The sequence below is a fragment of the Motilimonas sp. 1_MG-2023 genome (genome assembly GCF_030547455.1).
Classification (GTDB): Bacteria; Pseudomonadota; Gammaproteobacteria; order Enterobacterales; family CBDFNC01; genus Motilimonas.
Genome location: NZ_JAUOPX010000003.1, coordinates 76830 through 100839, shown reverse-complemented (window position 1 = coordinate 100839; position 24010 = coordinate 76830). Strand labels below are relative to the sequence as shown.

Genomic DNA, 24010 nt, shown 5'->3' with positions numbered 1-24010 from the left:
AAGGCTTTGTCATTCTTCAAGCAGTAATTTCACCCCTAAAAGGAGTAACACTGTGCCCGTTATTCCTTCCATCCAAGCTAAAAAAGCCCGGCTTTGTAGTAAGTTTTTTGCCTTATTGAGTGTGCTAGCCAAGCCACATTGCCAAACCATTGCGATAATGAAATGAATGCCTGCCATCAGCAATGATTGCAACAATGGTGAGTATTCAGGATTAATAAATTGGGGTAAAAACGCTAAATAGAAAATACCGGTCTTTGGGTTTAATACATTTGATAAAAATCCTTCACGAAAAGCTTTTTGGTGTTTTAAAGGCGTCTTTACTTGTTGCAAATGAATCGTATTTTTTTGACCTTGTAACAGTGACTTAAAGCTACTAAGGCCGAGCCAAATTAAATAGGCTGCGCCAGCCCACTTGATGAGCAGAAATAACTCTGCTGATTGCATTAATATGGCCGAAATCCCGATAGCTGAAAAGGTAGCATGAACAAATAAACCGAAGCATATTCCTAGACTTGTCATGTATCCCGCGGTTACTCCTGCGCGACTGGTATTACGTATGACAAGTGCCGTGTCTAACCCCGGAGTTAGGGTCAATATTGTTATCGCAAGCAAAAAAGCTTCTAGGTTGATAATCATTTATGTTATTCAGATTTGAGTTAATGACAGTAATGTGCGCCGTTTGCGATGGACTTGTCAAGATAGGGCATGAGCATAGGGACCATACCTTTTAGCACCTGTACTGGCAACGCTGATGTAAAAGTAAAGTTATCAGATGCACTGCCCGGCACATAAGCTGTTAAGGTGCCAAAGTAATCATCACCAATATAAAAGACTAAGGTCGCTGTGCGGTTACGTGCTACAGAGCTGGTTACTTGTCCGCCCCGCCCAAAGGTTTCAATACGGTTATCACCGGTGCCGGTTTTAGCTCCTACTGTTAATAATTCACCATCCGCTTGGATAAATGCTCCTGCTAAGCGTCTTGCGGTGCCAGCATTGACTACTTCTGCTAGTGCGTTTTTAAGTGCTTGCGCTACTTCAATTCGCATTACTCGCTCGCCGGCAATGGGTTTGGGGTTATAGTGACTCTGATAAGGGGTATCATCGGCAAAGGCCAACTTTTCGATGCGCTGAGTTGGATATTTTATTCCGCCATTTTGAATGATGCCAAGTAGGGTCGCGAGGGCAACAGGGCGATCGCCCGAGCTACCTAGAGCGGTTGCTAGGGAAGGGACAAGGTGGTCAAAGGGGTAGCCCACTTTTGCCCAGCGTTGATGAATATCTAAAAAAGCTTCTACTTCGAGCATGGTTCGAATGCGTGAATCCCGTGCGGTGCGATGGCGAGTCTTAAATAGCCAGCCATAGACCTCTTGGCGTTGAACTTGGCTTGCTGCTATAGCATCGGATAAGGTCACATTATCGGTTTGCATTAAATACCCCAAGAGCCAAAGTTCTAGTGGGTGTACTCGCGCGATATAGCCTTGATCGGGAAGTGAGTATTGACCTGGTGAATAGCGTTTATACAATTGCACTAGGGTTTTATTATCGAGCTCTTTATTCGGTAGGCGTTGAAGAATAAAAGCATTAAATTCGGCTTGACTGGCATGGGGTAAAATATAGCGATGTACTGCCGCTAACCTTGCGGGTGTTTGCTTTAAACCATTAAGAAAAATATCAAACTGTTCAGCATCTGATTTACCGGTATATTTTTGCCAAAACCGACGTAGGAAAGTCTTGCCTTCTCGGTCGGCAAAGCGCGACAAATACTCTTGACGCTGTGGGTTTTTATCATCTTCCAGTAAGCGGGTGCGGTTTTCATCTTTGTAGGTGCTATAGCGCACAATATCACGCATCAAACGTACAAAAGGCAAGTTCAATGACTCACGTAGCGAGTCAATCATGGTCGCATGGCGCTGGTTATCTTTGGCGCTGAAATTGTTAAAGCTATGCATCCCGCCACCGGTGAAAAAGCGCTCATTGGGGTTCGCTGAATACTTTCGTTCGAGCGCAGCATTGAGCATCTTTGATAGATCGCGGTCTTTGCTTTTACTGAGGTAATCAACGGCCCAACGACTGAGTATATCTTGTTTGGGAATGCTAATTTTCCGTAAACTGATATCGTTCAAGTCAGCATAGGTTTCATGTAGCTCTGCGATGATCTCCAAGTAGGTGGTCAGCACACGTATTTTAGCGGTAGAGCCTAACTCTAGCTTACTGCCTTCGTTAATATCAAAGGGTTGGTTAGTATTATCCGTTTGTACCCGAACTTTAAAACCTTGCTCTGACTGTTGCATTAAAGTGAAGCTGTAATTGACGTCAGCGGTCTTCTCTGAGGTGAGTAGTCGGTTGCCCAGTAGGCCTATTTGTTGGGCAAATTCAGGTTTTGCTAATTGCGCTAGATAACTGGAAACATCGCGCTGCAGGGGAATGTTCAAACTTGTATTTGCGCTAAGATCCATGCGGTCTAAATCATAAAATTGGCTTCCTAATAATTGACTTAAACGCGTGCGAGTCAGTTGTAAGCCTTTACTGCTTTCTATCCGCATTAAAGCTGGATTTTTTTTAAAATCTCGATAGTTAATTTTTGCTTCTAAAGTGGCAGCCATTAACTGCCCAGAGATCATGCCTTGCTGCATAAAGATACGCAAATAGCTGTCCGTTAGGCGCGATAAGTCTTCTCTCCCAGAGGTCAAGTAGTAAGAAGGGCGGCGATGGGCGATCATCAAAGACACAATTTGGCGCAGCGCTAAGCCAATATCTTTCAACGTGTCATCTTGATTTTTACTTGGGTCTAATAAGCGATTAACTTCAGCGACATCAGCGCCGAACCATACCCATAGACCATCGCCAACGCCGTGTACTTCACCGTAGCCCGGAGCCGCAGATAGGGGCACAGAGTTTAAGTATGCCCATACCACTAATTTTCGCGCCGCTAGGGTGTTTGGGCCTAAGTGATAAGAGCGTACGCTGGCCGACACCATTTGCCTGATTTTTTCTGTCGGAGAATCGGTTAAGCCATCTTCTGAGTGACGATATTTTTCTACCTGAGTCGCAAGTGTACTGCCCCCTGCTGATTGGCCAGGCAAACCCAATGCTTTAGTGACTTGGGTAAATGCCGCCATGGCAAATCGTGGCCAATCAACAGCCGGATTAGCGAGTGGATTTTCGCTACTAAGCAAGTGCTTATTTTCAATGAAGAGTAACGACTTAATAACCAAAGGCGGTACTTGATCAAAGCTTGGATAGTAATGATAAGGATAGTTATAGCGATAAAACGGCGCACCGCTACAGTCTTGCAAAGTCAGGCCTGTTTGTACTTTTTCAGTGTAAGGGAGGAATAAGCCTTGGTTAGCATAGTGTAATAGAGCAGGGCTAAAGTGTGCTTGCTGAGCAACTTCATAGCCTCGTTCTAATAACCTTGACTGGATCATCGGCAGTTTTACGTAGCCTAAGCGTTGATCAAAAGGCCCTTGATTGGGAAAAACGATACTGTCACTGGGGCCTTCTTTTACCTCATAAGTGAGTGTTCTAGCGTAGTTTGAAATGAATTCAGATTGAAAATGTGAAGTTTTTGTCTCATAGATAACCATTACTGCTACTAGCAGTGACAAGACAATAAATAGTAATTTGATAATTTTGCCGATTGAATATTGTGATTGAACGGGAATAGATGCCTGTTCAGCATTGTCTTGAGTGTTGTCCATGGAATCCACAGGGTATATATCCCTTGCTTGCATCAAAGATAAAAACGGGTTGTTAGATACTATTAAACTAGCATGCTTAATTAAGCGATATGTTAGCAGTTGACATGGCGCAATGGCAGAGGCTTTGTTAACTTTAATTAACCTTCACTCGGGTTAAGCCTATCAGTGTGTGATATTGTTCATTTTATTTGTTCAAAGCTTAGATTTTTAGGTTGGCTTTTTTATTGATTGGGATTGCTTATCTCTGTCGCCGTTTTTGAGGGTGTTTTGCCAGTAATCGATGTTGTATTACCACCGTTAGTGTTAACTTTACTAGGTTTTTGTCTAGTTAAGTCTCGCTTAGTTACGTCTGCGGAGTCACAAGCGTTAAGTAAGTTTGTTTTCACTTATGCCTTGCCGGCTTTATTGTTCGTTAGTGTTGCTAAAGCCGTTGTACCATCTCCCATTCCTTGGACCTTTTTATGCGCTTATTATGGCGCACTATTGCTGGTGTTTGTGATAGCGGTTCATATTGTAAAAAAATATTTTTCTTATCAGCATGTTGCGCAAAGTATTTTTGCCATGGGCTGCGTCTATTCAAATATTGCTATTATTGGCATTCCCCTAACGATTTACGGCTTAGGTGAGGCGGCGTTACTGCCCTTATTTATACTCATATCGATACATAATTTGGTCTTGTTTACTTTGGGGGAGGTGACCGCCCAATGGCAGCAATTATCTCTGCATCGTTTAGGACAAAGTTTATTTACCATTTTAAAACAATTGTTATTAGGTCCTATCACCGCAAGCTTACTGGCTGGAGCGATGTTTAATCTGCTTGATATTGTGGTTTACCCGCCGTTGTTCAAAACTATTAGCTTAGTGGGAGAGGCGGCGATACCATTGGCTCTTGTCGTATTGGGTATGTCATTAACTCAATATCGAATTTATGGACACCTTTCTGCTGCATTACTTTTAGTGGCATTTAAAATGGGCATATTTCCACTATTGGTGGCTTGTTTAGTGCTTTTTTGTTTTGAGCTCGAACCGTTATGGTCGACTACAGCTATTCTAGCAGCGGCGTTACCTGTAGGTGTTAGCAGTTATGCATTTGCTCAGCGTTATCTAAATCATCCACAAGCAGAGCGAATTAAAGGCGTGTTAGCTGCGGCGATACTGATGTCGACGATGTTAAGCACGGTAACACTATCTGTACTATTGGTATGGTTAGCGCAATAAAGCGTTAGTTTTTTTATTTTACCTTCACAAAAGCATGATAAGTAAATTGACTCGAACAATTGCTTTGATAATCTGCGCCTCAATTAGGTTTATTGCTTTAAACGATTGTTATTAATTCGTTAATATAAACTCCCCATGTGCTGTGAGGCGCTTAAATTTGTCCATTTATAAATTAAAATCACGCTTTCAGGGTTTGCTGCGCCCGAGTGTGAGTTGGCTTTATCAGCGTGGCGTGACGGCTAATCAAGTCACGCTGCTGGCCATGGTTATTTCTTTGCTACTCGGCGGCTTTTTATGTTTACCCTCCTTAAATGCCAACTGGTTTTTTCTGTTACCGATTTGGATGTTCTTGCGCATGGCGTTTAATGCTATTGATGGCATGTTGGCGCGAGAATTCAAACAGCAGTCTAGTCTTGGCGCTTACCTTAATGAATTGTCTGATGTGATTGCTGACACCGCACTCTTTTTACCTTTCGCTTTGCTGGTTGGTATTGAGCCCGCCTTGGTGCTAGGGATTATCTTCTTGGCTAGCTTAAGTGAGTTTGCCGGTGTGCTGGGTTTAATGATTGGTGCTTCTCGGCGCTACGATGGCCCGATGGGAAAAAGCGATCGCGCCTTTGTATTTGGTTTATTGGCGACACTTTGGCCCTTAAATTGGCTTTCAACTTTTTGGTTTAACACCATTTTAGTTATTACTTTGTTATTACTGCTCATTACCATAGTCAATCGGGTTCGACGCGGTTTAGCTGAGTCAGCTACTCACGTTTAACGGAACCAACCTAGGTCATTATTTTTCAGCTGTTTATTTTAACAGCTTGCAAATTAGGAAACGCATTATGAATACCGTTACAGAACATGACGCAACCCTTGATAGACCTGAGACAGAGGATTTAGCTAATCAAACCGTTGCGGAGGTTGTTGAAAACTCAGAGAGTGCTGCTGAGGCTATCAATGAAAAAGAAACCCTCTTAAGTTTTACAACTCATGATGGCGTCGCGCTGAAATACCGTTACTGGCCCGCAAAATCGCCAAATCAAGGGGTGCGTAAAACGGTGGTGATGTTTCACCGTGGCCATGAGCACAGCGGGCGAATGGCACATTTAGTTGATGAACTGGGCCTTGATGATTGTGACTTTTTTGCTTGGGACGCCCGTGGTCATGGTGAATCGCCTGGTGAGCGCGGTGACAGCCCAAGCTTTGGCACCAGTGTGCGTGATGTGCAAACCTTTATGGACCATTTAGCGGCGCAGCATCAAGTGGATATTGAGCAAACGATTGTATTAGCGCAAAGTGTGGGCGCGGTATTGGCCTCGACTTGGGTACATGATTACGCGCCGAATATTCGCGCGTTGGTGTTAGCATCACCGGCATTTAGCATTAAATTATATGTGCCGTTTGCCATACCGGGTCTGCGTTTGTTAAAGCAGTTTAAAGGCAACTTCTTTGTTAACAGCTACGTTAAGGCGAAGTTTTTAACGCACGACCCCGAGCGTATTGCGTCTTTTGATAACGATCCTTTGATTGCTAGACCTATCTCGGTGCAAATGCTTTTAGGGTTGCACGACGCAGCTAAACGCGTGGTGGCTGATGCTGCTGCGATCAATGTGCCCACTCAGCTATTGATTTCAGGCGATGATTGGGTGGTACGTCGCAAGCCACAGCAGCAATTTTTTGAACGCTTAAGCAGCGATTGTAAAGAGCAGCACATTCTGCCTGGCTTTTATCATGACACCTTAGGTGAGCTGGCGCGGCCACAAGCATTAGCCCGCATTAAACGTTTTGTTGAGCAGCGCTTTGCCGAGCCGCGCAAAACCAATGATTTACTTAACGCCGATAAAAGCGGTTATTTTTGCGCCGAGGCTGAATCCCTTGCCGCGCCGTTGCCAAAAGGTTCATTACGTGCGCGTTTTTGGGATTTTTATCGCTCAACGCTTGCGTTTACCAGTCGCTATTCTGCCGGGGTGAAGCTGGGCTTTGATACCGGATTTGATTCGGGCAGCACCTTAGATTACGTTTATCGCAACAAGCCGACAGGCACTAATAAAATTGGCGAGCTAATTGACCAAAACTATTTAAACTCAGTGGGCTGGCAGGGTATACGCCAGCGCAAAGTCAATTTAGAAGAGCTACTCGCTAAGGCGATGGATAAGCTGAAAAATGAACAGCGCGAAGTGAAGCTGGTGGATATTGCCGCGGGCCATGGCCGCTATATTTTAGCCGCCATTGAACAAGCCGAGGTGAAGCCGCAAGCTGTTTTGCTGCGCGATTACAGTGATATAAATGTCCGCGATGGTAATGCCCTTATTGAAGAAAAAGGCCTTGGCGATATCGTGCAATTTGTTAAGGGCGATGCCTTTGATAAGGCCGATCTTGCAGCGCTGGCGCTAAAACCTAACTTAGCCGTGGTATCGGGCTTGTATGAGCTATTTGGTGATAACACTATGGTGTCGGGCTCGTTGGCGGGCTTATCACAAGGCATGGAAAAGGGCGGTTACTTGATTTATACCGGTCAGCCTTGGCATCCGCAGTTAGAGCTGATTGCACGTGCCTTGACCAGCCACCGTGAAGGCCAAGCTTGGGTGATGCGTCGTCGCAGTCAGGCCGAGATGGATCAGCTGGTTGCGGCTGCGGGCTTTAAAAAGATTGAGCAGCGCATTGACGAAATGGGCATTTTTACTGTTTCTATCGCGCAAAAAGTGGATTGATAGTGGGGATAAGCTTGCGACGGTGGAGCCACTAAGGTGAAACCGAAAGCAGCGAAATCCTGCACACTTAGAAAATGAAATGTTGCTAGCAAAAACGCTGCAAGTACGTCCTTGTAAGCTTGGCTTTTTCATCCATGAAAAAGACATTTTGCTACGCAATATCCCATTTTCTCATGGTCGATTCTTGATGACGCTTTTATTCAAATGTTAGGTTCGTGAATATGTCAAAACCGCTTTCGCACGTTCAGCCTGCTCCGATTTTATGGTGGCGCGGGGTGGCTTGGTTGGCACTGCTTGCCCCGTTGTTTTTTATTACCTACAGCTTTGCCAATCAGTATGCTGCAAGTTTGCCAAAAGTCAGCAGTGTGGTGTTTGCTTGGGAGCGCCACATTCCCTTGCTGCCATGGACCATCATTCCCTATTGGTCGATAGACTTACTTTATGGTTTAGCTTTTTTATTGCCGCGCCAGCGAAAATTGGTCGATGCGTTAGGGCTACGTTTACTTACGGCGCAAGTGGTTTGTATTAGCTGCTTTTTACTTTGGCCGTTGCATTTTAGTGTTGAGCGGCCAGAGTTAACTGGAGTGTTTGGCACTCTATTTGATATTTTGATGGGCTTTGATAAGCCTTATAATCAAGCGCCATCACTGCATATCACCTTGCTCATTGTGTTGTGGGCCTGTTTTGCTCAGCACCTTAAAGGGGTGTGGCGCTGGCTGACCCATGGCTGGTTTGCCTTAATCGGTTTATCCGTACTCACCACTTGGCAGCATCATTTTATCGACTTGCCAACAGGCGTATTAGCCGGTTTTTTCTGTATCTGGTGTTGGCCTAATACAGGGCGCAGCCCACTGCTGTTTTGGCGTCATGGCAAGGTTAAGCCACATTATGCTTTGGCTAGTTACTATGGTCTCGCTGGCATCTTGTGTGGCGTAGTTGCGGCGCACTTTTCGGGCGTTACCTTGATACTGCTTTGGCCTTGCGTGTCATTGTTACTGGTGGCATTTAACTACACATTCTGCGGCGCCATGGGCTTTCAAAAACAAGACTCTGGGCGATTAAGTTTAGCGGCGACAGTGTTATTTACGCCTTATTTAGTGGGCGCTTGGCTTAATTCTAGACTGTGGACCCGAGGACAAGCGACTGCGAACGAAGTGGTGAACGGTGTTTGGCTTGGTCGTAAACCGAGTGCGAGTGAGACGGCGCAATATGTTGGTTTAATGGATATGTGTCCGGAATTACCGATTCGATTATCCAAGCAGTTAAGTACAGGCAATCACTATCAACATCTTGATGTGCTCGACCTTACGCCCTTAAGTGCACAGCAATGTTGGCAGGCGGCAAAAGCCATCGACTCCCTTAATCATGCACATTATCAGCCTATTCTTGTTTATTGTGCCCTTGGTTATTCACGCAGCAGTGTGGCGTTAATGGCGTGGTTGTTGTTAAGTGGTCAGGCGCAAACACCTGAGAGCGCTAAAGGGTTAATCGAACAAGCGCGGCCACAAGTAGTGATCAAAGCTTATCACCTAGCGGCATTGGCGCAGATGCAGTTGTTGCCTGAATTTATTAATTATCAGCGCCATCGCGCAGCCGTGGCGAAGCAAAACAAGCAGCATTATAAGCGTCAACCCTTGACTCATAAGGAGCAAGAATGAGCTTACCAATAAAATTAGGTGTTCAAATTAGCTTGCTTAGGCGCGGCGCAGAGCTAGACCAATTATCGCTCTGTGTTACGGCCCTTAGCATTTTGATGCTGATGTTACAAAGTGCTTTAATGATAACGCCGTGGCAGTTAGGGTTATTGATTATCTTGCTGTTAGTGGGTTTGGCCCAGAAAATGTATGCTTTGCGGGTAAGCTTAGATGCTGACTTATTTACTCAATTAGCCGTGTTGTGGCAACAGCAAGGCGTGGCCACCGCTCAAGATACTGACCCCATGCTAAGGGCGCTTGACAGCGAACTTGCGGCACTTGGTTTAATCAAAACGCCGCAACAAACACGGGTACTGCAATCTCGCTGCCAAGGTGCGCTGCGCTTATTGAAACGACAGTTTTTCTGTGTGGTATTACAGCTATTGATGTTGCTTGTTTTATTACTCAGCCTAGTGTTGTAATCATGATTTATTCATTCGAAAGGACATTCAGTGGCATTTTTTATTAAACCTTTAGGGGCTTTGGTGGGGTGGCTGATAATCACGGCTGCTAAGTTAGTCACCGGTGCGAAGGCGTTAGGGCAAGTTCCTAAAGTTGATACCAAAGCCAAGGCAAGGGTATATTTTGCCAATCATACCAGTCATGGCGACTTTGTTTTATTGTGGGCCTCGCTTAACCCCAAATTACGCTCAAGTGTGCGACCAGTCGCTGGCGCCGATTATTGGCAATCAAGCAAGGTGCGCCGATTTATTATTCATCAAGTGTTTAATGGTGTGCTAATTGCTCGTGGCAAAAAGAGCCAAAGTGAGCAAAATGAGCAAGTGAATCCATTGCAACCTATGCTAGATGCTTTGAGCCAAGGTGACTCGCTTATATTATTCCCAGAAGGAACGCGAAACCTGACCGAGCCAACGTCCGCGCAACCCGTTACATCGGCTACAGCATTAAGCACAACCCCTTTACTTCCTTTCAAAGCAGGTTTATTTCATTTGTTACAGCAACACCCGCAAGTAGAATGCGTACCGGTGTGGATAGCCAACATTAACCGTGTGATGCCAAAAGGTCGCAGTTTGCCTTTGCCTTTATTGTGCACGGTGAATTTTGGTGAGCCGATCCTTTATGACGGCGACGAAGATAAAGCCGCCTTTTTAGCCAGAGCGCAACGCGCACTATTAGCTCAAGCCCCGGGAGAAGCGCAATGAGTCAGGATATGATTTGGTTGTTCTCGGGTTTGGCCATTTTCTTAAGTGTGGCCAGTGCCATTGGCAAAATATTGCAGCTACGTAGTGCCCACGTTTATCGCAAAGCAGGGTTGCCAGTGGTTGAAAGCCCAGTACTTGAAAACCTTGTTGCCCGCATCAATGCTTGGTGGGTGATGATCGGTGTTCTCGCCATTGCTTTTCATTTTGGCCATTTCGGTGTGACCATCTTGTTTTTCTTTATCTCGTTTTATGCGCTGCGTGAATTTCTCACCTTAGTGCCAACTCGTAACAGTGACTACCCAGCGTTATTCGCGGCATTTTATTTTGCCTTGCCGATGCAGTATTTTTTAATTGGCATTAGTTGGTACAGCTTATGGGTGATTTTTATTCCTGTGTATTTGTTTTTATTGCTGCCAATTTTATCCTCTCTTGGTGGTGATACAGCGCGTTTTTTAGAGCGAACCAGCAAGGTACAATGGGGATTAATGATTGCGGTATATTGTGTTTCTGCGATTCCTGCGTTGTTGCTGTTAGATATTAAAGGTTTTGAAGGGCGTAATTTATTACTGATTGCTTGGCTGATCTTAGTGGTGCAATTATCTGATGTGCTGCAATATGTGTGTGGTAAGTTATTTGGTAAAACAAAAATAGCCCCAACGCTGTCGCCATCAAAAACCGTAGAAGGCTTTGTCGGCGGTATTGCCCTTTCTATGTTAGTGGGCGCGGCGTTATATGCCATTACGCCCTTTCAGCCTTGGCAGGCCGCACTATTTGCCTTGTTGGTAAACTTACTGGGGTTTGCCGGTGGTATTGTGATGTCGGCGATTAAACGTGATTGCGGTGTGAAAGATTGGGGTAACATGATAGAAGGTCATGGCGGCATGTTTGACCGTATTGACTCTGTGTGTTTTGCTGCGCCGGTGTTTTTTCATTTAGTACGTTATTGGTGGACTTAAGGTGAGAGAAGGAGGCCGTGTAATGAAAAAATTAACAGGGAAGTGGCGTTTACGTCTAGAGCAGTTTTCTGTGTCGGTGGAAGTCCAAGAATACATTAACCCTGCGCAGCCTTATTGGCGTGAAGCTCAAGGCAGTGATTTATGGTCGAGAATGCGCAACAAAGACAAGCTGAAGTGGCAGTGCGTCAGGTAAAAGGTAAAGTTGAAAATGGGCCGATAAGCTAGGTTGGGGTTTGCTCATTTTGCTGGTTGGCCTGATGGCGTTGGCTGTTAGCTCGCCAGATCGCGCGCAAAGCAAGCTCACTCTGGGCATGACTCAAGCGCAAGTGTTAAGTACATTGGATGCGCAATCCTATAAAACCATGTTATTGACTGAATATTGCGACCAGTTAGTGCAAATTAAATACCCGCAGCGATGTAGCGCCTTCGTAGCGAAGCAAACCCATCGTTTATTGATTATACCTGTCGCATTAGATGCAAGTTTGCTGGTCGGCTTAAGCCAAGCTGGGCTGATGGTGCATTCAGTCAAAACTAACAACGGATAGTATTAGCGATATAAATCAAGGAGCTTAACGTGCGTCTCTGTTATTTAACCAGCCTCTTACTGATATTCATGGCACCGTTAGTATGGGCCAATTCTTTTGCTGATAACTTAGTCGAAGAGGCCCTGTATCGCACCACACAAGAGGTGCGTTATGACGGCCGTTATATCAGCATTCCTTATCCTAATGGCGATGTGCCAGCTAATATCGGCGTCTGTACTGATGTGTTAGTGCGCATCTACCGCGCCCTCGGCATCGATTTACAACAATTAGTACATCAAGATATGGCGGCTAATTTTAGCGCGTATCCGTCGAAACGTATTTGGGGCTTAACGCGCACCGATCGCAATATTGACCATCGCCGTGTGCCGAACTTGCAAACCTTCTTTAGCCGTCACGGTCAAGTGTTACCTATCAGCCAAAATGGAGCTGATTATCAAGCGGGCGATATAGTCTCTTGGATGCTGCCAGGCAATTTACCCCATATTGGCATTTTAGTACCCGCGCCCGATAGTGAAGGTGATACGCCTTGGGTGGTGCACAATATCGGTTATGGACCACGACGAGAGAGCATGCTGTTTGATTACCCCATTACTGGGCACTATCGTTTTCAGCCTTAAGGCAAGATTTGACCGAAAATAAGCTTGGCGGCGTAATGTTATAAATGATGAGGTTTCACCTCAATTCGTCAGTTGCATGGGAGCCTTTGTTGTGAAAAAAGCGTTGTTGATTGCCTTGGTACTAGTGATGACTGGTTGCTCAACTAAGTTTACTTACAACAATTTAACTTGGTTGGCTTACTGGTATCTTGATGACTATGTTGAATTAACATCAGAGCAAAAAAAGGTAATTGACCAAAAACTTTACGACTGGCAGCTGTGGCATCGCTATCAAGAATTACCTAAATACCAAGCCCACCTCAAACAGTTACAACAGGATGTTGCTGAACAAACGTTGACTATGGCTAGGCTGGAATATCATCATCAACAAATAAGTGAGCATTGGCAAAGACTTAAACAAAAAGTGGTACCGGAGTTGGTGGCATTGGCACCTATGTTAAGCAAGGAGCAGGTGGAGCAGCTTTTTGCCGAGCTGGCTAAGCGTAATGCTGAGAAGCGTGATGAATTGTTAAAAGAGCTCGCTAAATCACCGCAAAAGCAAAAAGAGCAAGCCCTTGATGAATTAACAAGTGATCTGAATGATTGGCTTGGCTCCCTAAATGTTGCGCAAGAACAACTAGCCAGTCGCGCACTTGATGACTATTTGGATAACCGCATGTTGTGGCTTGACTATCGCTCAGGCTATCAAGCAGCGTTGAAAACTCAGTTGCTTGAACTCATCCAAGCACCCGATCAGCAAAAGCAATTACGTTTAGCAGAAGACTTACTCACTCCCGAGGGTTATCGCAGTGAGCAGCTTAAGACTCGCCATCAAGCGAATGTGCTTAAGTATCGCCAATTTCTACTTAGTATGAATAATCTATTAAGTCAGACGCAGCGACAACACCTTGTTAATGAAATCAACGAATATAATGAGGAAATCGCTGCGCTTCTACGTGAGTAATTTGATGGATTAAGCGACTTCTAGTCGCTCATGATGCCAATGACCAAGGCGTGGTATAGCCATGGTAAGTAATAAGGTGATTGCGCCGCCACCTAGCATTAAAACATTGGCATAGGGGGCGCTTAAATCGGTTAATTGTACCAGCCCGGTTAACAGTGCTGCGCCGCTCATTTGCATACACCCAAGCATCGCGGTCGCGGTGCCTGCACGTTCGCCAAATCCACTTAATGCCATGCTGGTGGCAGGGCCTAATAGTAGCGCAAAGCCAATACATAGCAGCAACATCGGCGTCATAAAATAAATGGCAGAGAGTAAGCCGCTTGAGCTGGGCAACATTTGCGCGATCAGTTGCATTACTCCTGAGGCCAACATTAACCACAATGCCAATACCACCGTGCTGCGGTTACCGAGCTTTTTAATCACTTTAGGCGCGGTAAAACAAGCGGCGATGTTAATCAGCGCGTTAATACCAAACAGCGTACTAAAGCTCATTTCTGAAACTTCTAAATGCTTGATCACCCAGCTTGGTGCATAAGAAACATAAGTTAGAATGGCGGCCATGGCGAACATACATGTCAGGGCATAAAACACAAAATGGCTGTTGGCTAGCACAGGTTGATAGCGGCTCCAACGGTATAAAGGGCCGTTTGTAATGGTGTTAGTTGGGCGCGTCTCAGGTAATTTAAACGCCACCACCATTAGTACCATAATGGCGTAAGCCATCATAAACATAAAGGTTGAGCGCCAGCCAAATTGTAATGCTAGCAAGCCGCCTAAAGTGGGCGCTAACGCGGGGATCACACAAATTACGCCATTTAAATAACTGTAATACTGCGCACTTTGTTGATTGGAAAAACTATCACGCACCGCACTAAACACCACAATTGAGGTGGCGCAAGCGGCAATGCCTTGTAGTACTCGGGCCAGTTGCAAGAATTGAAATTCACTGACATACACGGCTAATAAGCTGCTCAGAATGTATAAGCTGATACCAAATAGCGCGATGGGTTTGCGGCCAAAGCGGTCGGCGAGGGGGCCAATCAAAATTTGCCCGATCCCCATGGCCAAGATAAATAGCACTAAAGTCGACTGAATTTGGGTGTCAGAAACACTGAACTCCGCCGCCATTTCAGGCATTGAAGGTAAGTAAATGTCGATGGCTAACGGGCTTAATACCACCATTGACATTAAAATAGGTAATAACTTGCGGCTCATAACATGCTCTTTTTAGGTGTAGGCGCGCAGTTTAATAGATGCGTGGTATGAACAGAAATGGCATTATTTCAATAAAGATTTTCTGATTTGGAATAACTGAGTTTAAAAACTAAGTTGAAATAAAACTGGATCCCATAGGCATTACAATGAATACAGATCACCTGTCTCGAATAGACCTTAATTTATTAGTCATACTACAAGTGCTGCTTGAAGAAGAGAGCGTCACTCGCGCCGCGATCCGCTTGCACTTAAGCCAATCAGCCCTGAGTAAAAGCCTCAATCGTTTACGCTGCAGCTTAGAAGACCCGCTGTTCACTCGCACGGCTTATGGTTTAAAACCCACCGCTCATGCCTTGCAATTAAAACAGCAGCTGCCGAGCTTGCTGCAAAGTTTACATCAACTAACCCTTGCGCCCAGCTTTGATCCCGCCAGTAGCGAGCGGCACTTTTCCATTAGCATGGTCGAAAGTGCCTATGCCACTTTACTGCCTGACTACATCGGCCCGTTATTACAACAAGCGCCTAATATTCGTCTTGATACTTTTGGCTGGGCAGAAAACTCGATGCAAGGGTTGCAGCGGGGCAAGTTAGACTTTGCGATTACTGGGCGAGATCTCACCGATGATAGCCGCTTGAAGGTAGATGATTTACCCGAAGGCGTTGCTTGCGCGACTCTATTTGTTGATCGGCAAATTTGCTTAGTGCGTGAAAATCATCCCGTACTCGCCTTAGTCAAGCAGGACTTATGGACGCTTGAAAGCTATTTAGCGCAAAACCATGTGCAAGTGCGCTGTGAGGGTAAAGAGTGGTGGGCGCTGGATTATTTTTTAGCAGCGCAAAATAAACAGCGCAATATTATTAGCACCTTACCAGATTTTTACGGTGCTGCTAGTGTGTGTGCCTACAGCGATTTGGTGTTTACCTTGCCATCCAGCTTTGTTGCGCACGCACAAAAAATTTACCCACTAAAGCAAATCCCCCTGCCGTTTGACTTTGCCCCAATGGCCTATGTTTTACTGTGGCACGAGCGCAACAACGATGAGCCTGGCCATCAATGGATCAGAGAGTTGATTTGTAACAGCGTGTCGAAGGCGCAGCAGAGGAAGTGATGCTTAGAGTGCTAAAACGGATCAGTAACCAATGAAAAAGTTAATACTGAGTCTCTTATTTTTTACCTTTATTCTTGCTACTTCACCGCAGCTAATATACTGGTGGGGGCTGTCTAAAATAGATGGGTTGCCTGTGCCTTCTAAGGTGAAACAGAGCGAGGAAAGAGAGCTGGAAATTTGGTTAACTAACCATAACACTGGTACACCAACGAGCAAACCTATCTCTCCCTATGGCTATGCAGCATTATTTTACTGTGTAGGGAACAATGCTGTCGAAGATGAGATCTGTTTTCAAAATTATCCAAGCTTGAAGATAAGCAATCTGGTGGCGAGGGAGCATGTTTACAATAAGCTTGCAGATCGAAGCTCATTCAATTGGCACCTATCTTGTGTCGCATATACAATTTGGATCACGAAAAACTGGGATATACATCAAATATTATCTGCTTACGATGAAATTAATAACAAGAGCAGGGCATCTTTTACTTTCTAATTTAGTTAGCTGGTGCACTCTGCTTAAGAAACGGGAGCTAGTTTGGATTGTAGATTTAAGAGTGTGTCCTCGTCTTATTAGCCACTTTAACAGCATTATGTTCCTTGTTTTTGACCAAAAGGTTAGGCTAAGCAACAAAAACATAAGAGCGTACAAGATGCACAAATAAGCATGAAAGCCTTTTTTCTTAAAAAGCTCTAGTGAGCTTTCAATCTTCAATTTAAGAGGCATAACTATGTCTAGAAATAATGGGAATAGTCGTGTATTTACTTAAAATTGAAGTATGTTGTACCTTCGCTCCAAGTACCAACTGCACAAGTTACTGAATGATATAAAGCAGCCTTATCACCTCAAGCGTATTGCTGCTCAAGGTGATAGGGACTTATTATTGACTGTCTGCAAACAACATCTTCAAGCTGATTACAGCTTAAAGCGGCTGATTTCTTGTTCTAACTCATGTGACAACTCTGATAGCTGGGTTGCTTGGCTGGCGGCTTCTTGTGCTTCTTGCGCCAGATCGTTAGAAACATCGCGAATGCCTTCAGTATTACGAGTGATCTCAGAGGTAACAGACGCTTGCTCTTCCGCTGCTGAGGCAATTTGTGTTGCCATATCACTGATACGCTCAACCGCACTGTGGATCTGCGTTAAGCTGGCCATGGCCGCGTTCGCATCATCGACACTGGTTCCCGCTAGTTGGTGGCTGTCATTCATAATGCCAACTGCTTTTCCGGTGGTGGATTGCAGGGTTTCAATCATCTGCTGGATTTCTTTGGTGGAGGCATGAGTACGCTGACTTAACACGCGAACTTCATCAGCAACCACGGCAAAACCGCGACCTTGATCGCCAGCACGAGCGGCTTCAATGGCAGCATTGAGGGCGAGTAGGTTGGTTTGTTCAGCAATGTTTTGAATGGTCGAAAGGATCGTGCTGATATGTTTGCCATGAGTGTCCAATTCTTGAATGACATCAGTGGCCACTTGCACTTCTTGCGCTAAGTTCTGAATTGAGCTCTGTGTTTGCGCAACTTGACCCGAACCATGAACACAAGCGCTAACGGCCTCCGTTGAATTATGAGCAGTATCTTCGGCATTGCCGGCCACTTCTTGTGTGGCTGCTGCCATTTCATTAATCGCCGTAGCGACCATATTAATTTCATCTTGCTGCATACGAATGCGGGCACTGCGCTCTTTGGCACTGTTGGCGGTATGTGCTGATTGCTCTGATAAAACGGCAGAGATATGGCTGAGTTTAGTCACCATGGTATGCATGTTACCGACAAAGGTGTTGAAGTTAAGGGCGAGTTGACCAACTTCATCGTTACTTTTCGGCTCTAAACGTTGGGTTAAATCGCCTTCGCCTGATGCTATTTCTTCTAACGCTTTTGATACTCGGCCCAAATCGCGGAATAAAAAGCTCACCAGCCACGATACCAACACAACTACCGCAATGGTGATAAGAATTGCGGTAATGATCAAATCAGTTAATAACTTAGTATGAGACGCCTCTTCTGTTGCTCGGTCCATCTGGATAGCAAAAATCCATTTAGTATCAGGCACTTTGGTAAAGTAAAAAAGCTTTTCTTGGCCCTGTAGTGCTATCGTTTCGATGGTTCGTTTATTGATAGCTTGTTCAATGGCACTCATAGTGAGAGACGATGCAAGCGAAGAGACAGGCTTAAGGGAATAGTTTTTATCTGGGTGAGCTAAGAAAGTACCGTTTTGAGCATCAATTAACATCGCTTGTGCATGCTTGCCAGCATCGACATTGATCACATCTTCGATTAACTGATCAATCAGTACATCAGCACCAACTACACCAACAAGTTGTCCATTTTGGCGGACGGGCTCGGCAATTGTGATCAGCAGCGAGTGCGTGATGGCGTCTTGATAAGCGGTGGTGATGATTTGTTTTCCAGCCGAGGATGCATCTTTATACCAAGGTCGTTGGCGCGGGTCGTAGTCGGCTCGATTTCGCTCAGGGTGTGAGCGAAACATCTCGCCAGCTGGCGTGCCCATAAAAACATCATCAAAACCACCGGCATTACGCGCTTGCTGTAAAAATGGCACCACATCGGGTTGCTTGGCGTAGTCATTAAAGGCTGCAGTGATATCTTTTCGAATGGCAATCCAATCAGAAATACCTTCCGATGCCGTGGTCGCTAAGCTTGCCGCGCGGGCATATACACCATTTCGAGTTTGGGCAAAGAGTTGATCTGCGGATAGCCAAGTTAATACCATCGCCATGAGCACGACAGCCGATAGGCTGGCACCAATAAGCTTCTGCTTTAATGTTAATTTCATGTTTTCATAATATGAGTTAAGTGTTAGTGATATATTATCTACTTACCGTTATCCTTTCATGTGTTTTATTCTGATATTTTGTTGTTAATCACTGTAATATAAAATATTCTGTCAGGTATGTAATATATTACGTTGGCCTACTTTTATCTTGATCTTGCCAGCGATTGCCATAGGCGCCGCTGTAGTCGGGCATTGTAATTTCTTGCGCTAACCCATCGACAGCTTGCAGTGGCCCAACTTTGGTTTGATAGGGCAAATAGCCTGCCCAGGTTGGTAATTCAAGATCGGCTAAATCATCGCTGACTTCTCCTTGGCTTATTTTCACCGACGCTTCGGTAAGAGGGATGCGCAGTAAACAGGTTGCATTGAGCTCTTTGTCGTTACTCAGGCGCACTTCTTCAGTCCGACCGGGCGCGATTTGTTCAAGAAAATGATTGAGTAGCGTGTCTTTTTCTTGATTATCAGTAATTTCGGTAAACTCACCGAGTACTACCGCCGAGCGATAATGAGCGCTGTGATGGAAGGCAGAGCGCGCCAGTACCCAGCCATCAAATAGTGTGAAAGTGAGACAAGTGCTAACGCCTGTGCGCAAACCTCGCAATAGACGACTGTTATTGGCGCCATGAATATAAACGTACTCATCCACGCGCCATGCCAGCATAGGGATCACTATTGGGCCATGTTGGCTTGGTGACAGCTTGTCATTAATGGCGATATGAGCAATCAGACTCTCATCAATAATTTGATGTAAGGCCGTCTGTTCGAAGACCGCTTTATGCGCTCCTTTCTTAATTTGTGTCCGAGGTGTGCTTGATAACATATTGTATTCCTTGTTTGGTCGTTAGCCACTTGGCCATGACTTGCAATGTAGTGCTAAACTGGTAGTTTACTTAGAGCCAATTTTGTCTAATTGAGGGGTCCAATTTGTCCAATAGTTTGATCGATAGCGGTGACCTCGTGTTACAGGACGGCGCCAATTCAAAACAAGATAGGTTGTTTCATGCCATTCGCGATAAAATTGTGCAGCAGCTTTGGCCTAAATCGGCGCGCTTACCGTCAACGCGCGCGCTGGCACAGCATTTGGCTGTCAGCCGCAATACGGTGATTGCTACCTATGAACAATTGGTAGCCGAGGGCTATCTGGAAAGTAAAGTTGGCTCTGGCTTTTATGTCGCGGTGGCCTTGCCGCAACATTATTTTAATGCCCAAGTTGAAAAGCAGTATGTCGCAACCAGTCATAGTACTTCTACCCTTGATATCAATACTGCGTTTGCGCCCGGCGTACCGGATTTAGTGCAGTTTCCAATCAAGCTCTGGCAAAAGTGTTTGCAGCATCATGGCTCGAGGAGTGTGTTGCTTGGCAGTCAGTGTTTGCAAGGCGATAAAGATTTACGCGCTGCCTTGTCAGATTACTTGGCCTCCAGTCGCTCGGTGCATTGCGACCCTGAGCGGGTCATTATTACCAATGGCGCGCAACAAGCCATCGTGATTGCATTGATGTGTGTGCTTAAAGCCAACGACTCTATTTTGATGGAGCAACCTGGTTATGCGCAGCTTAATAAGGTTGTTAATTTTTTCGGCTATCAACAGCAAGGGCTTAAGGTATCGCCTTATCAAGGTGTTGATATGAGCCAATTGCTAAGCAGTGATGCCCAAGCAGTGTATATGACGCCGAGTAATCAATACCCAATGGGCACCAGTTTAAATACCGAACAACGATTAAAAATTATTGATTGGGCAAGCACCCATTCGCGTTGGGTGATAGAAGATGATTACGACAGTGAGTTTCAGTTTGCTCATCGCCCTTATAGCAGTATGCAAGGGCTGGCGGGGCAAATGGGGATTTCGCGTATTTTGTATATTGGCTCGTTTAGTAAGGTAATGTTTAACAGTTTACGCTTGGGTTATTTGGTGGTGCCTAAGGCGTTAGTCGCAACCGCTTTAGCTGCGAAAGATGCACTTTCTGGTGAATTGCCAAGCTACAATCAGGCTGCGTTAGCGGAATTTATTAATGAAGGACATTTACTGCGCCATATTCATAAAATGCGCCGGTTATACAAGCTAAAACACCAAGCGATGTTGCAGGCGATTGCTGTGCATTTTGCTAACAAAATTGAGGTGGTGAGCCAAGCCGCTGGGCTTCACGTCACCCTAAAATGGCAACAAGGCATTGATGAACAAACGTGGACACAGCGTGCCAAGGCGGCGGGCATTATCATTCGCCCCCTCAGTTATTACGAACGAAGCGAATATACCAAGAAAAGGGGTTGGCATGGCGCGGTACTTGGTTTTGGCAATATTGCATTGGCGCAAATTGATAGCAAAATTGAGCAATTAGCAGCGCTATTTTTACGCCTTGAAGCGGCTACTTAGCTTCAGTTCGGTTGCAATAAAAGTCATCTAGAATAGTATGTTTTTGTATTAGCTTCCTGCTATTTCGCCAAAACAAAAGTTAACGCTTTATGGTTCAAATTGCTGAATAATATAAAGGTGATATTCCAATAATCGGTCTAGCTGACCCGCAGATTGTAGGCTGGTTACTTTGCTATTAAATAGCGAGAGTATTAGATCTTTGTTGGGCGATAGAGGCGAAACGAGAAGATGAAACGGCTCAGGCGGGACATTGGGAATAAGCTGCCTGGCTAAGCTCTGCTTAAGATCATGTAGTCCATTAATGGCAATTGTTGCCGAAAATACTTCACTTCGGGCAAGAAAAAAGCGGCAACGTTTTTGAGCGAGCATTTTGGGTAACAAATACAAATCTTTGATTCGATATATTTTTTCCACATGATTAATGCCAAAATTGTCGTAATTAAAACCACTGATACCGCAAACGGGGCCAAACTCGAGCAACCGTGATACATCTTCTAAGGGGAGACCATTGGGGTACGCTTGTTTTAAATAATAATAACTGGGATGAAGGAAGTAATAGGGCACAGAGGGAATAAATAGACGTTGACGTCGTTCGTTTAATGACGCGCTCATCGCACCATCAATAAAGCCTTGCTCTACTTCTTTTAAGCAGCGACGCCAAGGCAGAGCAACGACTTCACAAGCAATTTTTTCTGCTAAAAATACCCTTTTAAGTAAATCGATATCATAACCGACCAACTCAGACTGAGAGTTTGCGTTGCGTTGCTGATAGTTAAATGGGGGATATTCGCTGTCTTCAACGCAAAATTTAAGCTGAGTCTGGCCATGACATACGCCATGGTAAAGTAGGGAAAAAAAGGCAACAAGTACGAGCAAATAGGGCATAAAGGTATCTACTGTCTAATCTTGTCATGAAGTATAGCAGGGCGGTTATTTTATCGACTAAATCATGTCATGAATCCTTTGCTGTGAATGGGCCTTGTAGGCTAAACTAGCAGCACAGTTTATAACAAACTGAATTCATCTAAATACTCTTTAAGCACGCAAGTGTAGGACAATAAATACATGGCCAACGGCAAAAAATACGATTTTAAATTAACCCAAGAAACTAACGGTTGGAAAGCCGAAATCGTAAGACAAGTGACCTCAAAAAGAACGCAAGTATCAAAAGCCCAAGACGGTTTTGCGACAGAAGAAGAGGCACAAACTTGGGCTGAAGCGGAGCTAAAAGGCTTTTTAGCCAAACAGGCTGAGCGCAATAAGCGTAAAAAAGCGTCAAGTGCAGAATAAGTAAGCGCAATGATGATACGGTCTATTCATCAAGTAGGCCGTTTCATTTCAAACTCACTACGATGTTACCTTCAATAAGTTATCTTCTAAAATAGCCTAGGCTTGGCAGTGCGCTGGCTCAAGATCTGGTAAAAGCTCAGTTAAGCATTCTTTAGCAATCAGGCGTAGCAAAAATAACTCGCGCGCTAGCGACATGCCTTTTTTATCACTGTTATCTAAGGTGTGTTGATTATGAGCAATAGCATCAAAGATATTGATCCACACTGGTTTCATACCATTTTTTATTTCATAGTCTTCGTAATTAGTGGCGCCTAACTTTGCGTCAATCTCACACGTGAAGCAGTAAGACTTCATCTGCATCAGATCGGCGTCATCTTTATGCCAAGGACGAAATTCTTCATAGCAACCGAATGCTTGTAACTTAGTTATGTTGGTGGCGCCGGTTTCTTCCTGTAGCTCTCTGATTAAACCTTGCTCAATATTTTCGCCCGCATCGATACCGCCGCCAGGTAAGGTGTAGTCATCATATCTTTGCGTGTAAAGCATTAAAATGTCTTCACCTCTGAGCACAATCGCGCGCGCGGCAAGGCGTTCAAAACGGCGGCCTTCAAGTGATGTCAGACTGGCATGAACATGAGTGGTTAAATGGCGCATAGCAACCTTTAAAGTAAGCCGGGAATGTAGGGGGCAAGATTATAGCGCGATTTAATCAAAGAGGAATTTTAATGACACTTTTATTTCAGTTGTGTGAACTTTTTTATATTGTGTTGATGTCTTGAGTGGGGATAGGTAAGGTGTGTTTTGTATATACATCTGATGTGCAAGAGATAGGCGTTTGTGGCTATCTTTACTCTTTCTAGCTGATTTTTTTAGCTAATTATTGGTTCTACGTTATGTTAGATAATAAGAAAGTGAAGAAGAAAAACAGTCAATTGGTGATTCGAATTAATGACATTGAGCGAGATCAGTTTGTTAGCTTATGTGAGCAATTAGACACCAGCGCTGCTCGGGAAATACGTCGATTTATACGCAATTTTGTGGCTGAAAATCCCCCTCATAGATGAGTGGAAAGTTTTCACCAGTGAATAATTTATTACATAAAGGAAAATGTCATCATGGCAAAAGCTAAGCAAATCAAAAAAGAAATCAAAGCACGTCAAGCTAAAATCGCTAAGCAAGAAGGCAAGCTGAAAAAGCTAGCTAAGCAACTTAAAAAAGCAAAGTAATTTGCCTTTAAGTTGCCTTAATGGGGGGAGCGGCGCAAGCCATTTTCCCCTTACCTCCAAGCGATGACAATCACCATTGTGCTTCATTTACTTCTTGTTCATCATTTCACGTAAATTCGCAAACGGGTTACTGGTCGCCACTTCTTGATTTAAATCTGCCCCTGCTTGTACCGATGAGCCGTATTCCCGTGCTTCGGTGTATTTAGCATGTTCATTGTCATGGCAATATAAGCATAATAATTCCCAGTTTGAGCCATCATTCGGGTTATTGTTATGGTCGTGATCGATATGGTGAACCGTTAGCTCACGTAAGTTAGAAAAGGTAAATTCACGGGCGCAGCGACCACAGATCCAAGGAAAAAGCTTTAGTGCTTTGTCGCGGTAGCCTTGCTCAAATTGCGCATAGTTATGTGGGATATTTGCCATTTTGTTTCTCAGATTGCTCAAGTATATTTTGC

General features: G+C 44.7%; 24 protein-coding genes. 16 read left to right on the top strand and 8 right to left on the bottom strand.

The window, feature by feature from the left end; genetic code table 11:
• Positions 1 to 9 precede the first annotated feature (9 nt).
• Together Q4519_RS02525 and Q4519_RS02520 are read right to left on the bottom strand one after the other, a co-directional pair.
• Complete coding sequence (locus tag Q4519_RS02525) at positions 10 to 636, bottom strand: LysE family translocator (protein WP_232801896.1); 627 nt, start codon at positions 634 to 636, stop codon at positions 10 to 12.
• Positions 637 to 656: 20 nt separating this feature from the next.
• Positions 657 to 3701, bottom strand: coding sequence for a transglycosylase domain-containing protein (locus Q4519_RS02520; protein ID WP_303509148.1), 3045 nt, complete (start codon positions 3699 to 3701; stop codon positions 657 to 659).
• Between the two features lie 267 nt (positions 3702 to 3968).
• Between Q4519_RS02520 and Q4519_RS02515 the strand changes: the two genes are divergently transcribed.
• The 11 genes from Q4519_RS02515 to Q4519_RS02465 all read left to right on the top strand — a co-directional run bounded on the left by Q4519_RS02515 (position 3969) and on the right by Q4519_RS02465 (position 13542).
• The gene (locus Q4519_RS02515) at positions 3969 to 4919 is read left to right on the top strand and encodes an AEC family transporter (protein ID WP_303509147.1); all 951 of its coding nucleotides are present in this window, start codon (positions 3969 to 3971) and stop codon (positions 4917 to 4919) included.
• Positions 4920 to 5076: 157 nt separating this feature from the next.
• On the top strand, positions 5077 to 5688 hold the full coding sequence (locus Q4519_RS02510; RefSeq protein WP_303509146.1) for a CDP-alcohol phosphatidyltransferase family protein: 612 nt from the start codon (positions 5077 to 5079) through the stop codon (positions 5686 to 5688).
• Positions 5689 to 5755: 67 nt separating this feature from the next.
• Positions 5756 to 7624, top strand: coding sequence for a bifunctional alpha/beta hydrolase/class I SAM-dependent methyltransferase (locus Q4519_RS02505; protein WP_303509145.1), 1869 nt, complete (start codon positions 5756 to 5758; stop codon positions 7622 to 7624).
• Between the two features lie 221 nt (positions 7625 to 7845).
• Positions 7846 to 9282: a phosphatase PAP2/dual specificity phosphatase family protein gene (locus Q4519_RS02500; protein ID WP_303509143.1), complete on the top strand. Its 1437-nt coding sequence runs from the start codon at positions 7846 to 7848 to the stop codon at positions 9280 to 9282.
• Positions 9279 to 9740, top strand: coding sequence for a hypothetical protein (locus Q4519_RS02495; protein ID WP_303509140.1), 462 nt, complete (start codon positions 9279 to 9281; stop codon positions 9738 to 9740). The genes Q4519_RS02500 and Q4519_RS02495 overlap by 4 nt, the downstream gene beginning before the upstream one ends.
• 30 nt (positions 9741 to 9770) lie before the next feature.
• Positions 9771 to 10481: a 1-acyl-sn-glycerol-3-phosphate acyltransferase gene (locus tag Q4519_RS02490; protein WP_303509138.1), complete on the top strand. Its 711-nt coding sequence runs from the start codon at positions 9771 to 9773 to the stop codon at positions 10479 to 10481.
• The gene (locus Q4519_RS02485) at positions 10478 to 11437 is read left to right on the top strand and encodes a phosphatidate cytidylyltransferase (RefSeq protein ID WP_232802785.1); all 960 of its coding nucleotides are present in this window, start codon (positions 10478 to 10480) and stop codon (positions 11435 to 11437) included. The genes Q4519_RS02490 and Q4519_RS02485 overlap by 4 nt, the downstream gene beginning before the upstream one ends.
• A 22-nt stretch (positions 11438 to 11459) precedes the next feature.
• On the top strand, positions 11460 to 11630 hold the full coding sequence (locus Q4519_RS02480) for a hypothetical protein (RefSeq protein WP_232802784.1): 171 nt from the start codon (positions 11460 to 11462) through the stop codon (positions 11628 to 11630).
• A gap of 40 nt (positions 11631 to 11670) precedes the next feature.
• A complete protein-coding gene (locus tag Q4519_RS02475; RefSeq protein ID WP_303509136.1) occupies positions 11671 to 11982 on the top strand; it encodes a hypothetical protein in 312 nt (103 codons plus the stop codon).
• A gap of 68 nt (positions 11983 to 12050) precedes the next feature.
• Complete coding sequence (locus Q4519_RS02470) at positions 12051 to 12599, top strand: DUF1287 domain-containing protein (RefSeq protein ID WP_303509132.1); 549 nt, start codon at positions 12051 to 12053, stop codon at positions 12597 to 12599.
• Positions 12600 to 12690: 91 nt separating this feature from the next.
• Positions 12691 to 13542 (top strand): DUF6279 family lipoprotein, encoded by an 852-nt coding sequence (locus tag Q4519_RS02465; RefSeq protein ID WP_303509129.1) that lies wholly within the window; start codon positions 12691 to 12693, stop codon positions 13540 to 13542.
• A gap of 9 nt (positions 13543 to 13551) precedes the next feature.
• On the opposite strand, the gene Q4519_RS02460 is transcribed toward Q4519_RS02465, so the two are convergent.
• Entirely contained in the window at positions 13552 to 14757 is a 1206-nt protein-coding gene (locus Q4519_RS02460) for a multidrug effflux MFS transporter (protein WP_303509127.1), read from the bottom strand.
• A 146-nt stretch (positions 14758 to 14903) separates the two neighbouring features.
• On the opposite strand from Q4519_RS02460, the gene Q4519_RS02455 reads away from it, so the two are divergent.
• Positions 14904 to 15866 (top strand): LysR family transcriptional regulator, encoded by a 963-nt coding sequence (locus Q4519_RS02455; RefSeq protein WP_303509125.1) that lies wholly within the window; start codon positions 14904 to 14906, stop codon positions 15864 to 15866.
• Between the two features lie 31 nt (positions 15867 to 15897).
• Positions 15898 to 16359 carry a hypothetical protein gene (locus Q4519_RS02450; protein WP_303509123.1) on the top strand — a complete coding sequence of 154 codons (462 nt, stop codon included), beginning with the start codon at positions 15898 to 15900 and terminating at the stop codon, positions 16357 to 16359.
• 420 nt (positions 16360 to 16779) lie between these two features.
• Here Q4519_RS02450 and Q4519_RS02445 read toward each other — a convergent pair whose 3' ends face one another.
• Both Q4519_RS02445 and Q4519_RS02440 read right to left on the bottom strand, forming a co-directional pair.
• On the bottom strand, positions 16780 to 18663 hold the full coding sequence (locus Q4519_RS02445) for a methyl-accepting chemotaxis protein (RefSeq protein ID WP_303509121.1): 1884 nt from the start codon (positions 18661 to 18663) through the stop codon (positions 16780 to 16782).
• A gap of 127 nt (positions 18664 to 18790) precedes the next feature.
• Complete coding sequence (locus Q4519_RS02440) at positions 18791 to 19483, bottom strand: pyridoxamine 5'-phosphate oxidase family protein (protein ID WP_303509119.1); 693 nt, start codon at positions 19481 to 19483, stop codon at positions 18791 to 18793.
• Between the two features lie 104 nt (positions 19484 to 19587).
• On the opposite strand from Q4519_RS02440, the gene Q4519_RS02435 reads away from it, so the two are divergent.
• On the top strand, positions 19588 to 21036 hold the full coding sequence (locus Q4519_RS02435) for a PLP-dependent aminotransferase family protein (RefSeq protein ID WP_303509117.1): 1449 nt from the start codon (positions 19588 to 19590) through the stop codon (positions 21034 to 21036).
• 87 nt (positions 21037 to 21123) lie between these two features.
• On the opposite strand, the gene Q4519_RS02430 is transcribed toward Q4519_RS02435, so the two are convergent.
• A complete protein-coding gene (locus Q4519_RS02430; RefSeq protein ID WP_303509114.1) occupies positions 21124 to 21921 on the bottom strand; it encodes an ABC transporter substrate-binding protein in 798 nt (265 codons plus the stop codon).
• A gap of 180 nt (positions 21922 to 22101) precedes the next feature.
• Here Q4519_RS02430 and Q4519_RS02425 point away from each other — a divergent pair, with 180 nt between their 5' ends.
• Complete coding sequence (locus tag Q4519_RS02425) at positions 22102 to 22326, top strand: DUF3622 domain-containing protein (RefSeq protein ID WP_232802774.1); 225 nt, start codon at positions 22102 to 22104, stop codon at positions 22324 to 22326.
• Positions 22327 to 22422: 96 nt separating this feature from the next.
• Here Q4519_RS02425 and Q4519_RS02420 read toward each other — a convergent pair whose 3' ends face one another.
• Positions 22423 to 22980, bottom strand: coding sequence for an NUDIX hydrolase (locus Q4519_RS02420; protein ID WP_232802773.1), 558 nt, complete (start codon positions 22978 to 22980; stop codon positions 22423 to 22425).
• A gap of 239 nt (positions 22981 to 23219) precedes the next feature.
• Between Q4519_RS02420 and Q4519_RS02415 the strand changes: the two genes are divergently transcribed.
• A complete protein-coding gene (locus Q4519_RS02415) occupies positions 23220 to 23390 on the top strand; it encodes a hypothetical protein (RefSeq protein WP_232802772.1) in 171 nt (56 codons plus the stop codon).
• A gap of 249 nt (positions 23391 to 23639) precedes the next feature.
• On the opposite strand, the gene Q4519_RS02410 is transcribed toward Q4519_RS02415, so the two are convergent.
• Positions 23640 to 23978 (bottom strand): YajD family HNH nuclease, encoded by a 339-nt coding sequence (locus Q4519_RS02410; protein WP_232802771.1) that lies wholly within the window; start codon positions 23976 to 23978, stop codon positions 23640 to 23642.
• Between the last annotated feature and the right edge of the window lie 32 nt (positions 23979 to 24010).

Excerpts from the sequence above, each read along its gene's own strand:
- Q4519_RS02410 (WP_232802771.1), bottom strand. The coding sequence starts at position 23,978 with ATGGCAAATATCCCACATAACTATGCGCAATTTGAGCAAGGCTACCGC.
- Q4519_RS02470 (WP_303509132.1), top strand. The coding sequence starts at position 12,051 with ATGGCACCGTTAGTATGGGCCAATTCTTTTGCTGATAACTTAGTCGAA.
- Q4519_RS02425 (WP_232802774.1), top strand. The coding sequence starts at position 22,102 with ATGGCCAACGGCAAAAAATACGATTTTAAATTAACCCAAGAAACTAAC.
- Q4519_RS02415 (WP_232802772.1), top strand. The coding sequence starts at position 23,220 with ATGTTAGATAATAAGAAAGTGAAGAAGAAAAACAGTCAATTGGTGATT.
- Q4519_RS02455 (WP_303509125.1), top strand. The coding sequence starts at position 14,904 with ATGAATACAGATCACCTGTCTCGAATAGACCTTAATTTATTAGTCATA.
- Q4519_RS02525 (WP_232801896.1), bottom strand. The coding sequence starts at position 636 with ATGATTATCAACCTAGAAGCTTTTTTGCTTGCGATAACAATATTGACC.
- Q4519_RS02420 (WP_232802773.1), bottom strand. The coding sequence starts at position 22,980 with ATGCGCCATTTAACCACTCATGTTCATGCCAGTCTGACATCACTTGAA.
- Q4519_RS02440 (WP_303509119.1), bottom strand. The coding sequence starts at position 19,483 with ATGTTATCAAGCACACCTCGGACACAAATTAAGAAAGGAGCGCATAAA.
- Q4519_RS02480 (WP_232802784.1), top strand. The coding sequence starts at position 11,460 with ATGAAAAAATTAACAGGGAAGTGGCGTTTACGTCTAGAGCAGTTTTCT.
- Q4519_RS02445 (WP_303509121.1), bottom strand. The coding sequence starts at position 18,663 with ATGAAATTAACATTAAAGCAGAAGCTTATTGGTGCCAGCCTATCGGCT.
- Q4519_RS02450 (WP_303509123.1), top strand. The coding sequence starts at position 15,898 with ATGAAAAAGTTAATACTGAGTCTCTTATTTTTTACCTTTATTCTTGCT.
- Q4519_RS02520 (WP_303509148.1), bottom strand. The coding sequence starts at position 3,701 with ATGGACAACACTCAAGACAATGCTGAACAGGCATCTATTCCCGTTCAA.
- Q4519_RS02495 (WP_303509140.1), top strand. The coding sequence starts at position 9,279 with ATGAGCTTACCAATAAAATTAGGTGTTCAAATTAGCTTGCTTAGGCGC.
- Q4519_RS02505 (WP_303509145.1), top strand. The coding sequence starts at position 5,756 with ATGAATACCGTTACAGAACATGACGCAACCCTTGATAGACCTGAGACA.
- Q4519_RS02485 (WP_232802785.1), top strand. The coding sequence starts at position 10,478 with ATGAGTCAGGATATGATTTGGTTGTTCTCGGGTTTGGCCATTTTCTTA.
- Q4519_RS02500 (WP_303509143.1), top strand. The coding sequence starts at position 7,846 with ATGTCAAAACCGCTTTCGCACGTTCAGCCTGCTCCGATTTTATGGTGG.
- Q4519_RS02460 (WP_303509127.1), bottom strand. The coding sequence starts at position 14,757 with ATGAGCCGCAAGTTATTACCTATTTTAATGTCAATGGTGGTATTAAGC.
- Q4519_RS02430 (WP_303509114.1), bottom strand. The coding sequence starts at position 21,921 with ATGCCCTATTTGCTCGTACTTGTTGCCTTTTTTTCCCTACTTTACCAT.